We start from the raw sequence: 11,488 nt of genomic DNA, 5'->3' as shown, positions 1-11,488 counted from the left end.
TTTTCTTGGTTCGTTCTTTTTGGCCGTTTAAAAAGAATGAACGAGTGCGGCATGGATGCCGCAAGATAAATACATGGATGTTAATTAATAAAAACTCCCTTTAACACTCCTTATACTTCTCCTGCACTAGCTTCACATAATGCGCGAGCGATTTATCACCATGGGTGGCAAAAGTAAGTTCCGTAAGTGAGACAGCTTGAATGCGGTCGATGCGAAATTCGCGATAATCGTTTCGTAAGCGGCAGTAGGTGATTAGCGTCCATTTGCCACCCCAATACACCATACCCAAAGGCTCAACTAGGCGGGTGGTGGTTTGCTGTTTGGCATCGGAATAATCAATGTTGACGCAGCGTTGTTGCTCTATGCCTTGGCGTAAGGTGAGGGTGAAAGCTTGTTGCGCTTGGTTATGACTCCAACCCGATACTAAATAGGGCAGATCATCCACTTTTTGTTTTAAGCTACTTGGTAAAACAGCCTCAATTTTAGCGAGTGCAGAATGGGCTTTATCGGCTAAAACAGGATCAGTCCATTCGCTTACCATGCGGCTGCCTAACATCAGTGCTTGTAGCTCTTCGAGGTTAAACATCATCGGCGGCAGGTCACATTCTGAAATAAGGTAACCAATGCCTGCTTCGCCTTCGATAGGTACGCCCGATGTTTGTAAATGTTGAATGTCGCGGTAAATGGTGCGCTCAGATACGTTTAGTTTATCTGCTAGCTGTTTGGCGGTTACAGCAAGGCGGCGGCCTTTAAGTAAGTTAACCAATTGAAATAAACGCTCAGATTTATGCACCATATTTCCTTAATTGAATGCGCTTTACGTGTTAATTATGCGTCACAAGGTGTTTGTGACACTACATCGTAGTGCTCTAAAATAACACTTTCTTTTTCAATTAACTTGGTGAATTGCTGGCAAATTTCATTTTCATAAAATGCCTCTTGCACACGTTTAGCGTCTGCCATGGTAGAAAAGTAAACCACATCAACGTAAATATTGTCGCTTTGTTGTTTGGCAAGTGAGCGGTACAGCACACCAGTTTGGTTATTGAGGAACTGCTGTAATGCATCATTAGCAGCTGCGAATTCTGCTGCTTGGGTTGTTTCTGCTAATTTAAAGTTTACGATTTCGATTACGTTACTCATCATTTGTCTCCTTTGAAATGATGATGTTATTTAATCAGGCTAGTGTGTCAGGGAGTGTCAGTAGCAAATGATCTCGAAAATAAAAAAGGAGCCAAATGGCTCCTTTTAGAAAATTACGATATCTATTATTTGATGAATGCAAAAGCATCTGCATACATGTTTTCGCGAATTGCGCCATGATTAATAAAGTCATCACGTACAGGGCCAATCATATCGAAGCGACCTGCCATATAGATTTCATATGGTGCAAGCGAATCAATATCCTTCATTACCGCTTTATGCACATAGCCTGTGTGACCTTGCCAGTTGTCACTCGCGTGCTCTACTACTGGAATAAAGTTAAAGTTAGCTTGGCTTGCAGCCCACTTTTCCATTTCTTCTTTGGCGTAAAGTGCTGATTCGTCGCGTACACCCCAGTAGAAAAATACAGGGCGCGTTGATTTGATTTCTGCAAGGTGATCAGCCATTGATTTAACGTATGAAAAGCCCGTTCCGCCCGCAAGTAATACAACAGGTAGCTCTGATTCAGTGCGTAGTTGTGAAATGCCTAAGCCCACTTCAAGCTCAGCTTGCGTATTATTAGCAAAGTGCTGTTTTAGGTGATCAAGCGCTTGCATGGCATAACTGTTTTCTTCTGATGCACCGATATGTAATTCTAATAGCTCGGTTTGGCTTGGGCGGCTTGCGATTGAGAATGCGCGCTTATCTTTTTCACCCAATACCAGTTGCAGGTAGTGACCTGCTTCAAATGACACTGGCTCACTTGGTTTTAGTTCAACTTTATAAACATACTCTGTTAAAGGAGCAATGCTTACCACGTTTGCTTTAACTAATTGCATTTTTAAACCTTTTCACGACGCAAGTTTAACTGCGTTACTTTTCTAAAATGTTGAGTGAATCCCAAATTTCATCAACACGTTGTTTGACTTTATCGTCCATTACAATGGGTTCGCCCCATTCTCGGTCGGTTTCTCCTGGCCATTTGTTGGTGGCATCAAGCCCCATTTTTGACCCTAAGCCAGAAACTGGTGAGGCAAAGTCGAGATAATCTATCGGGGTACTTTCAATCATTGTGGTATCACGGGCAGGATCCATACGCGTGGTGATTGCCCAAATTACATCATTCCAGTCGCGGGCATTTACATCATCATCACACACAATAACGAACTTAGTATACATGAATTGACGTAAGAATGACCAAACACCCATCATTACGCGTTTAGCATGACCTGGATATTGCTTTTTCATGGTAACCACGGCCATACGGTAAGAACAGCCTTCAGGTGGTAAATAGAAATCCACAATCTCAGGGAATTGCTTTTGCAAAATTGGCACAAACACTTCGTTAAGTGCGACACCTAAAATAGCTGGCTCATCAGGCGGACGGCCAGTATAGGTGCTGTGATAGATAGGGTCTTTACGGTGTGTAATATGCGTTACTGTCATCACTGGGAAGTCATCGACTTCATTATAGTAACCGGTGTGGTCGCCATAAGGTCCTTCAGGTGCCATTTCGCCCTGTTCAATATAACCTTCTAATACAAACTCGGCGCTGGCAGGTACTTGTAAGTCATTTGAAACAGACTTGACCACTTCTGTTTTGCTGCCACGTAACAATCCAGCAAAAGCGTACTCGCTTAGCGTATCTGGAACAGGTGTGACTGCACCTAGTATAGTTGCAGGGTCTGCCCCAAGCGCTACTGACACAGGATAGGGTTCACCTGGGTGCTCTTTACACCACTCTTGATAATCGAGTGCGCCACCACGGTGTGATAACCAGCGCATAATAATTTTGTTTTTACCCAGCAATTGTTGGCGGTAAATACCTAAGTTTTGGCGCTTTTTGTATGGCCCTTTAGTAACCGTTAAGCCCCAAGTGATCAGTGGTGCTGCATCGCCTGGCCAGCAGTGTTGGATTGGTAGCTTAGTTAAATCAACATCATCACCTTCAACAATCACTTGTTGGCATGGTGCCTTTTTCACTTCCTTTGGTGGCATGTTGAGCACTTGTTTAAACACTGGTAGTTGGCTTAGCGCATCTTTAATGCCTTTTGGTGGCTCAGGCTCTTTTAAAAAGGCGAGTAACTTACCGACTTCTCTTAGTTCAGATACATCTTCTTGCCCCATACCTAAAGCAACACGCTCAGGTGTACCAAATAGGTTGGCAAGTACAGGAATAGAATAGCCTTTTGGATTTTCGAAAAGTAGTGCAGGGCCTTTTGCACGCAAAGTGCGGTCGGCTATTTCGGTCATCTCTAAGTAGGTATCAATTTCTTGCTTGATACGCTTTAGCTGACCTTTCTTTTCTAACAGTTCGATAAAGTCCCTGAGGTCTTTATATTTCATAGTATTGTCAGGCTTTTAATAGTAAAAATGGATTGGTGATAGTATAACCTTTTGCGCAAGTTACGGGCAATTGTAATCCCGTCTGCGCAGTTACAATTGTTTATACTTATGAGAGTGCTTTTTGGATTTGCATTCAATAGAATAGGGACACAATTATACAAAAAGGATTTTTATGAAATCTTTGATTTTTTCTAGCATGCTTGCTTTTAGTGGTGCATCTTTAGCTGCAAATGAGATGTATGTGGGCGTAGATTACGCATATAACAATTTTGAAATTGCCAACGAAAAAGTAAACCCCAATGCGGTTTATGTAAAAGCGGGTTATGAGTTTTTTGAGGGCATTGCACTAGAAGGGCAAGTTGCGGTATCGGGCGGTGATGATGACCTATACCGTATGAATTTCGAACTTGATAAATCTTACTCTGTTTTCGGTCGTTTTGAATCGCCAGCTTCTTATGGTTTTAGTGCTGATATTTTGCTTGGTTGGAGCTGGAATGAACTCGCAGTTTCAGGACCTGAAGAGACCTATAACGGTATTGATAGTTATGACGGTTTTGCTTGGGGAGTGGGCATTAATCAACAGATCCCTCATTTTGAAGATGTGAAAGTACGTTTAGGCTACCAAGTACTGCACTCGGAAACAGATTTCAAACTTGCTAATTACACGCTTGGCGTTAGCTACATATTTTAGAGGGAATAGAAAATGACAAAATATAAGTTATTGCCTTTAGCTATGGCGAGTGCGTTTATGCTTTCGGCATGCAGTGATTCCGATGATCCTGCAGCATTAGTTAAAGCGGTTAAATTAGAGTCACAACGTGCTAATGGCACGATTATCGAAAGCATCGAATTTACTGGCAGTGATATTAGATTACGTCCGGGACAAACGCATAAACTAATTGCCATGGGCACCGATTCAAAAGGTGATGTTAGAGATGTCACGGATGAAGTTACTTGGACCTCATCAAATACGGATGTGGCGACCATTAATAGCAGTGGCCTAGTTACAGCAGTTAAAGCCCTTGAAGATAATCAAGGTATTGTAACTTTTACAGCAACAACAATAAACGAAATTGAAGCAACAACAGCGTTATCGATCAGCGAGAGCAAAGCGACAGCATTAAGCGTTGTTTTAAAAAATTCTGATAGTAAAACGTTTAATACCTGTGTTGATACCCAACTTGCTGCTAAAGTGACGTATCAAGATGGCTATGTGAGTGCGCCGGATACAAATTTACTTAGTTGGCAGTTTACTGGCTCAACCACAGCAAAAATTAGTGCAACAGGGCTATTATCAACTTCTGCCGAGCAAGATGAGACTTTGACCATTACAGCCAAACATAGCGACGGAGTAACTGGAAGTGATAACTTCACAGCATCTATTGCACAACTTAATGGCTTGTCGATTCAACGTGATAGTAAAGATATTGAGTCATTTGCATTGGCGTTAGCCGAGCGAGACACGTTGACACCTAAGATAACGTTATTAAATGGTGAGAAGTACACTACATCAAACAGTGCTATTTGGGCTTCGAGTGATACCGCTATAACATCTGTTTCAAATGCCGATGATGTGAAAGGAAACATAGTAGGATTAACAAGTGGCACGACCAATGTGTTTGCTACGTGTGGTGGTCAGCAAGCACAGGTTTCGGTTGAAGTAACAGGTGATTCAACGCTGAAAAGCTTAAAAATTAATACCGGCACAGATAGCTTAGAAATAAAGCAGGGGGCGAAAGTGTCACTGCAGCTATTTGCAGACTTAACTGGTGTTAATGGTGATTTTAATGTGTCTGAATTCGCAAGTTGGAATTTATCTGGCACCGATTTAGCAACGTCAAAGCTATTGAAAGAAGGCACCAATGAAGCGTATTTAGAGCTGACAGCTGCAACGGCTAAGACGGGCTCATTTACACTAATCTCGAGCTATGAAGGTAAATCTGAAACGCTCGATGTGACTGTTGTAGAGTAAATAAAGCGAGTGCGCCTTAAAATTTAGGCGCACTTTCTAAAATAAATCAATTTCACCACTGTCAGCTGTTTGCGCTGTCGCTTTTTCTTGCCTCAACTTGGTGCGCGTATCCGTGTTCCATTCCATACTGTTAAAATCAAACAATTCGAGCTTTTCTTTCAAGCTGGTTGCTAGGTTATATAAATCATCGCTGGTAACCGATTGAATCTTTGAGCTAGAAAGGGCATCTGAGTTGAGCTCTATCATTGACGATACCGACGACTGCGCCTCGTCAGACACCGCTTTTTGCTGCTCGACTTGCTGGTGGATTTGCTCCGAAAGGTCATGAATATTACTCATAGCATCATCAATTTGATCGATCTCTTGATTAGCTTGTTGCGATAAATCAACGGTATGCTTTGTTTCTTCATGCGCTTTCAGCATAAATTGATGCACTAAGTCTGTTCCAGATTGAATTTTACTGACCATAGCGCTAACTTCTTGCGTTGATTGGCTGGTGCGTGCCGCCAAGTTGCGCACTTCATCGGCCACGACGGCAAAGCCTCTTCCTTGCTCACCAGCACGTGCAGCCTCGATAGCAGCATTGAGCGCTAGTAAATTGGTTTGTTCTGCTATTGAATTTATGACTTCGATAATTGAAGTAATTTGATCGCTGTCTTTTTTTAATTGGTCGAGCTGTTCGCCTGTTTGCTCTATCTTTTCAGCAAGGGAAATTAAGCTTGCTTGACTCACATCTGAGTCGGTACGTGTTTTTTTTACGGATTGTGTTGCATTTGCTACTGCTTGATAAATTTTTTCAAGATTATCATCAAGCTGAGTTGATACCTCCAACATAGCAGCCATAGAAGAACCTAACATTTCACCATGACTATGTTGCATAGTGGCTTTTTGCGTCATTGAGGAATAGGTGTCTTTTAATTCATTCGCCATAGGGTATAACCTAGCTGAGGAGGCGTAGACTTCGTTTAGCAAATGATCCATCAATTCCAGCCAGTTATCGATTAGAACACTCTCTTTAATATCTTCTTCAGTACCATTTTGTTGGAAGCGAAACTTCAAATTTACTTTACTTGGGTTTGAGACTGCATCTGCAAATGCTTTGAGGTTATTGTTTTGTTTTTGAAAACTTTGCTTTGCTTGCCAGCCACATAAAACAAGTAAAAGCGAGAGCACAACTTGCAGCGATATTAATAGGGCACTGGCATCGGCTAAAAATAACAATAAGAGGGAGCATGCACTAAAGATAATGAGACAAGGAAATAGTAACTTACGTATTTGCATAAATCTGATTAATAACAGGTAGGTGTTTTATAGTTATAGAACAGATTTTTAGGTGAGAAAAGAAAAGCGCCGGTAATTTACCAGCGCTTTAATGTTTGTTGCGATTATTTTCGCTTCATTGAATCGAAGAATTCATCGTTGGTCTTGCACATCGCAAGTTTATCAATTAAGAATTCCATTGCATCGATTTCTGACATCTCATGAACGATTTTACGCAGGATCCACATTTTTTGTAGTTCGTCTGCTTTCGTTAATAGCTCTTCACGGCGTGTGCCTGAGCGGTTGAAGTCGATTGCTGGGAATACACGTTTTTCCGCAATCTTACGGTTAAGGTGTAATTCCATATTACCGGTACCTTTAAACTCTTCGTAGATAACTTCATCCATCTTAGAGCCAGTATCGATAAGTGCTGTTGCAATAATCGTTAAGCTTCCGCCTTGTTCAACGTTACGTGCAGCACCGAAGAAGCGCTTAGGCTTATGTAGAGCATTGGCATCAACACCACCAGTAAGTACTTTACCAGATGAAGGAATAACGGTGTTGTAAGCACGTGCTAAACGCGTAATTGAGTCAAGTAAGATTACAACGTCTTTCTTGTGTTCAACTAAGCGTTTTGCTTTTTCAATTACCATTTCGGCAACTTGTACGTGACGGCTTGCTGGTTCATCGAATGTTGAAGCAACTACTTCGCCTTTTACTAGGCGTTGCATTTCGGTAACTTCTTCTGGACGTTCGTCGATTAGTAGAACAATTAGTTCACACTCAGGGTGGTTTGAACTAATTGATTGAGCAATGTTTTGTAGCAACATTGTTTTACCCGCTTTTGGCGGAGCTACTAATAGACCACGTTGTCCTTTACCAATGGGCGCTGCTAAATCGATTACACGGGTTGTGATATCTTCAGTACTACCATTACCACGTTCCATACGTAAACGGTCGTTTGCGTGAAGTGGTGTTAAGTTTTCGAATAGGATCTTAGTACGAGAGTTTTCTGGCTTGTCGAAGTTTACTTCGTTTACTTTTAATAGTGCGAAATAACGTTCGCCATCTTTTGGCGGACGAATTAATCCATTAATTGTGTCACCAGTACGTAAACTAAAGCGTCTGATTTGGCTAGGCGATACATAGATATCATCTGGCCCAGCTAAATAAGAGGCTTCGAAAGAACGAAGGAAGCCAAATCCATCTTGAAGTATTTCTAATACGCCACCGCCATAGATGTTTTCACCACTCTTTGCGTGAGCTTTTAAAATGGCAAAAATAATGTCTTGTTTTCTTAAGCGGCCTACATTTTCAAGTCCCATGGACTCAGCTAGTTTTACAAGTTCGTTAATCGACTTATTTTTAAGTTCGCGTAAATGCATATTGGTGGGTTCTTTAATGTTTTAATCTCAAGGTTTTTGAGTGGAAGTAATATTGAATAATTACTAAGGATAAATATGATGTAATAAATTAGCAGCTCTTGCTAAAACCGTCCAGTCTTTATAAAAAATAATCAATGCAAAAATGAAAAAAGGCTGGTTAAACCAGCCTTTTTCTTATGCGTTCTCTTCTAAAAACTCAACTAGTTGAGTTTTAGATAGTGCGCCAACTTTAGTTGCAGCAACTTGACCGTCTTTGAACAGTAGTAATGTAGGAATACCACGAATACCGAACTTTGGTGGTGTACCAGAGTTTTGGTCAATGTTTAATTTACCGATTGTTACACGACCAGCAAACTCTTCTGCTACCTCATCAAGAATTGGTGCGATCATTTTACATGGACCACACCACTCAGCCCAAAAATCAACTAGTACAGGGCCGCTAGCATTAACTACATCAGACTCAAAGCTATCGTCTGTTAGTTGGATAATTTTATCGCTCATTGGGTTCTCCGATAATTTTCGCGAATTTATTTATAGCGTATTTAAACACTATTGTTTCTTATTGCAAGTTTAAGCGTTATGCTTATTCGCTATGAATAAGACACATTTAACCGAAACAAAGTTTGCCGACTTTGATATTGCGCCGGAAGTGGTTGCCGGACTTACTCGCAAAGGCTTTGAACTTTGTACGCCAATTCAGGCAAAAAGTTTACCTTATGCACTACAAAAACGAGATATTGCAGGGCAAGCGCAAACGGGTACAGGTAAAACCATTGCGTTTTTAGCCGCAACTTGTCACCACTTATTGGTCAATAGTAAAGGGGCAAGTAAACACCCCAGAGCGCTTATTATGGCGCCTACTCGGGAGTTAGCGTTACAGATTTATAACGATGCAAAAATCTTTGCGCCCGACTGTAAACTTAACCTTGGCATTGTATATGGTGGCGAGGAATATGAAAAACAACAGGCACAGTTAGAAAAAGGTGTAGATATTTTAATTGGCACAACTGGTCGCCTAATCGATTTATATAAGCAGGGCTGTTATAGCCTCAACGATATTGAAGTTGTTGTACTTGATGAAGCTGACCGTATGTTTGATCTAGGTTTCATTAAAGATATTCGCTATTTACTACGCCGTATGCCAGAAGCGACAGAGCGTTTGAACTTACTGTTTTCAGCTACGCTTTCATACCGTGTTCAAGAATTAGCGTTTGAGCATATGACGAATCCTGTACATGTTCAGGTTGAGCCAGAGCAGAAAACAAATCATCGTATTCAAGAAGAGCTTTTCCATACTTCTCAAGACGATAAGATTCCACTATTACTTACATTGATTGAAGAAGAGTGGCCAGATAAAGCGATTGTATTTGCTAATACAAAGCATATGTGTGAAAACGTATATCAATGGATGAAAGCAGATGGACACCGTGTAGGCTTGTTAACGGGCGATGTTAATCAGAAAAAACGCATTTCAATCTTAAAGCAGTTCACTGATGGTCATTTAGACTTTTTAGTTGCGACCGATGTTGCCGCGCGAGGATTGCACATTGATGCAGTAAGTCATGTGTTTAATTTTGACTTACCTGATGATTGTGAAGATTATGTTCACCGTATCGGTCGAACTGGTCGTGCAGGTGCTTATGGTCATGCAATTAGCTTTGCTTGTGAGCAATATGCATACAACCTTCAGCCAATTGAAGAGTATATAGACCATGCGATCCCATTATCACATTATGATAAAACAGCATTGTTAGACGATATTCCAAAGCCGCGTTATAACCGTGCGAAGCGTCCAAACCAAAACAACCGACGCTCAAATAAACCAGCTCAAAGAAGAGCCCATAGTTAGTAGTTTTTGAGGTTTCAATGCTAACCGTTGATAAAGCAAATGATCAAAATTGTTATGCCGTAATAGATTTAGGCTCTAACAGTTTTCATATGTTAATAGCCAAAGCCGTAGCTGGCGACTTGCAAACAATTGGACGTGTTAAACGAAAGGTAAGATTAGCGGCAGGGCTGGATGAAAATAGCCAGCTAAGCATTGAAGCAATGCAGAGAGGGTGGGAGTGCCTTTCTCTTTTTGCTGAGCGACTTCAAGATATCCCGAAAGATAATATTACGATTGTTGCAACAGCTACGTTACGTTTGGCTGCAAATGCCCAGCAGTTTGTTGAAAAAGCTGAATTGATTCTTGGTCACCCTATAAAAGTGATCAGTGGTGAAGAAGAGGCTAAGACAATCTACAAAGGTGTTGCACACACTTCATCAACACTCGGTAAGCAATTAGTGATTGATATTGGTGGTGCAAGTACCGAAGTCGTAATCGGTGACGGCTTTAACCCGCTTTTATATAAAAGCTTAAATATGGGCTGTGTCACCTATCTCGAAAAGTACTTCGAAAATGGCTTGTTAACCCATGAAAATTTCGAAGCAGCAACAGTTGCGGCTAAAGAAATTATTGCACCTATTATTGCTGAGTATAAAACGCTAGGCTGGTTAAGTGTGTCGGGTGCTTCTGGGACAGTACAAGCCATTCAAGAAATTATGATTGCACAAAGACAAGATGATTTACTGACGCTTGATAAACTCAACGCCATAAAACACCAAGCTGTGCTTTATAAATCTATCGACAAGCTTGACCTGCCAGGTCTAGTACAAGAACGCAAATTGGTATTTGCGTCAGGCCTTTCTATTTTAATCGCTTTATTTGAAAGCTTAGATATAGAAGTAATGGGGCTTGCTGGTGGCGCACTAAGAGAAGGGGTTCTCTATTCGATGATCCCTGAACTGCATAATTCAGATATTCGTGCTCGCACAGTTAATAGCTTTATAACGCGTTATCACATTGATGCGACACAATCTCAGCGAGTAGCAGATATAGCTATATTACTAGCAAACCAAGTAAAGAATGAATGGCAATTATCTGATGAAGATTTATCGATTCTTGAAGCGGCGGCTAAATTACACGAAACGGGCTTATTGATTGGTTATAAAAAGTATGGTCAACATGGCGCATACATTATGACAAATACGGATATGCCAGGATTTACCAAAGCACAAAAGAATCGTTTAGTCTTTTTGGTTAAGTACCATAAAGAAGATATTGATAAAATTAACCTTGAGTCATTAGGTTGTTTTTCAGATGTTACTTATAAACTGCTTCATATACTTCGTTTATCAGTGATTCTGAGTATGCGTCGACAAGATGATGTACTACCAGAGCTAAAATTACTTACTTCAAAAAGTGATTTATCAATCGTTATTCCACATATTTGGTTTAGCCAACACCCTTTGATGCAGGCTGAATTAGAAGCTGAGTGTGAATACCTACGTAAAGCTGGTCAAACTTTACACATAGCTGTTAACTAATTGATCAAAACAA

Annotated in this window: 11 protein-coding genes; 4 read left to right on the top strand and 7 right to left on the bottom strand. The window is 40.9% G+C overall.

Features of this window, described 5'->3' with window-relative positions:
* Positions 1–100 precede the first annotated feature (100 nt).
* The 4 genes from ON073_RS19060 to ubiD all read right to left on the bottom strand — a co-directional run bounded on the left by ON073_RS19060 (position 101) and on the right by ubiD (position 3,489).
* A complete protein-coding gene (locus tag ON073_RS19060; protein ID WP_274763468.1) occupies positions 101–796 on the bottom strand; it encodes a helix-turn-helix transcriptional regulator in 696 nt (231 codons plus the stop codon).
* 32 nt (positions 797–828) lie between these two features.
* Complete coding sequence (locus ON073_RS19055) at positions 829–1,146, bottom strand: hypothetical protein (RefSeq protein ID WP_274763467.1); 318 nt, start codon at positions 1,144–1,146, stop codon at positions 829–831.
* Positions 1,147–1,268: 122 nt separating this feature from the next.
* Positions 1,269–1,982 (bottom strand): NAD(P)H-flavin reductase, encoded by a 714-nt coding sequence (gene fre, locus ON073_RS19050; protein WP_274763466.1) that lies wholly within the window; start codon positions 1,980–1,982, stop codon positions 1,269–1,271.
* Between the two features lie 34 nt (positions 1,983–2,016).
* Positions 2,017–3,489 (bottom strand): 4-hydroxy-3-polyprenylbenzoate decarboxylase, encoded by a 1,473-nt coding sequence (gene ubiD, locus ON073_RS19045; protein ID WP_274763465.1) that lies wholly within the window; start codon positions 3,487–3,489, stop codon positions 2,017–2,019.
* Positions 3,490–3,661: 172 nt separating this feature from the next.
* Between ubiD and ON073_RS19040 the strand changes: the two genes are divergently transcribed.
* Together ON073_RS19040 and ON073_RS19035 are read left to right on the top strand one after the other, a co-directional pair.
* A complete protein-coding gene (locus ON073_RS19040; RefSeq protein ID WP_274763464.1) occupies positions 3,662–4,180 on the top strand; it encodes an outer membrane beta-barrel protein in 519 nt (172 codons plus the stop codon).
* A gap of 12 nt (positions 4,181–4,192) precedes the next feature.
* Positions 4,193–5,461, top strand: a complete 1,269-nt coding sequence (locus ON073_RS19035) for an Ig-like domain-containing protein (RefSeq protein ID WP_274763463.1) — start codon at positions 4,193–4,195, stop codon at positions 5,459–5,461.
* Between the two features lie 36 nt (positions 5,462–5,497).
* On the opposite strand, the gene ON073_RS19030 is transcribed toward ON073_RS19035, so the two are convergent.
* From ON073_RS19030 to trxA, 3 genes are all read right to left on the bottom strand, one after another.
* A complete protein-coding gene (locus ON073_RS19030) occupies positions 5,498–6,742 on the bottom strand; it encodes a methyl-accepting chemotaxis protein (RefSeq protein ID WP_274763462.1) in 1,245 nt (414 codons plus the stop codon).
* A 104-nt stretch (positions 6,743–6,846) separates the two neighbouring features.
* A complete protein-coding gene (gene rho / locus ON073_RS19025; RefSeq protein ID WP_010562309.1) occupies positions 6,847–8,106 on the bottom strand; it encodes a transcription termination factor Rho in 1,260 nt (419 codons plus the stop codon).
* Positions 8,107–8,280: 174 nt separating this feature from the next.
* The gene (gene trxA, locus ON073_RS19020; protein WP_010562308.1) at positions 8,281–8,607 is read right to left on the bottom strand and encodes a thioredoxin TrxA; all 327 of its coding nucleotides are present in this window, start codon (positions 8,605–8,607) and stop codon (positions 8,281–8,283) included.
* A 91-nt stretch (positions 8,608–8,698) separates the two neighbouring features.
* Between trxA and rhlB the strand changes: the two genes are divergently transcribed.
* Both rhlB and gppA read left to right on the top strand, forming a co-directional pair.
* Complete coding sequence (gene rhlB, locus ON073_RS19015; protein WP_274763461.1) at positions 8,699–9,955, top strand: ATP-dependent RNA helicase RhlB; 1,257 nt, start codon at positions 8,699–8,701, stop codon at positions 9,953–9,955.
* A 17-nt stretch (positions 9,956–9,972) separates the two neighbouring features.
* The gene (gene gppA, locus ON073_RS19010; RefSeq protein ID WP_274763460.1) at positions 9,973–11,475 is read left to right on the top strand and encodes a guanosine-5'-triphosphate,3'-diphosphate diphosphatase; all 1,503 of its coding nucleotides are present in this window, start codon (positions 9,973–9,975) and stop codon (positions 11,473–11,475) included.
* Positions 11,476–11,488: the final 13 nt, after the last annotated feature.

The sequence above is a fragment of the Pseudoalteromonas sp. G4 genome (genome assembly GCF_028875915.1).
In the GTDB taxonomy this organism is placed as follows: domain Bacteria; phylum Pseudomonadota; class Gammaproteobacteria; order Enterobacterales; family Alteromonadaceae; genus Pseudoalteromonas.
Note: the sequence above shows the minus strand (reverse complement) of the source record. Positions and strands in the feature narration are given on the sequence as shown.

What these genes read in the sequence shown, in the direction of transcription:
- ON073_RS19060 (WP_274763468.1), bottom strand. Translation starts at nt 796, where the DNA reads ATGGTGCATAAATCTGAGCGTTTATTTCAATTGGTTAACTTACTTAAA.
- ON073_RS19055 (WP_274763467.1), bottom strand. Translation starts at nt 1,146, where the DNA reads ATGATGAGTAACGTAATCGAAATCGTAAACTTTAAATTAGCAGAAACA.
- fre (WP_274763466.1), bottom strand. Translation starts at nt 1,982, where the DNA reads ATGCAATTAGTTAAAGCAAACGTGGTAAGCATTGCTCCTTTAACAGAG.
- ubiD (WP_274763465.1), bottom strand. Translation starts at nt 3,489, where the DNA reads ATGAAATATAAAGACCTCAGGGACTTTATCGAACTGTTAGAAAAGAAA.
- ON073_RS19040 (WP_274763464.1), top strand. Translation starts at nt 3,662, where the DNA reads ATGAAATCTTTGATTTTTTCTAGCATGCTTGCTTTTAGTGGTGCATCT.
- ON073_RS19035 (WP_274763463.1), top strand. Translation starts at nt 4,193, where the DNA reads ATGACAAAATATAAGTTATTGCCTTTAGCTATGGCGAGTGCGTTTATG.
- ON073_RS19030 (WP_274763462.1), bottom strand. Translation starts at nt 6,742, where the DNA reads ATGCAAATACGTAAGTTACTATTTCCTTGTCTCATTATCTTTAGTGCA.
- rho (WP_010562309.1), bottom strand. Translation starts at nt 8,106, where the DNA reads ATGCATTTACGCGAACTTAAAAATAAGTCGATTAACGAACTTGTAAAA.
- trxA (WP_010562308.1), bottom strand. Translation starts at nt 8,607, where the DNA reads ATGAGCGATAAAATTATCCAACTAACAGACGATAGCTTTGAGTCTGAT.
- rhlB (WP_274763461.1), top strand. Translation starts at nt 8,699, where the DNA reads ATGAATAAGACACATTTAACCGAAACAAAGTTTGCCGACTTTGATATT.
- gppA (WP_274763460.1), top strand. Translation starts at nt 9,973, where the DNA reads ATGCTAACCGTTGATAAAGCAAATGATCAAAATTGTTATGCCGTAATA.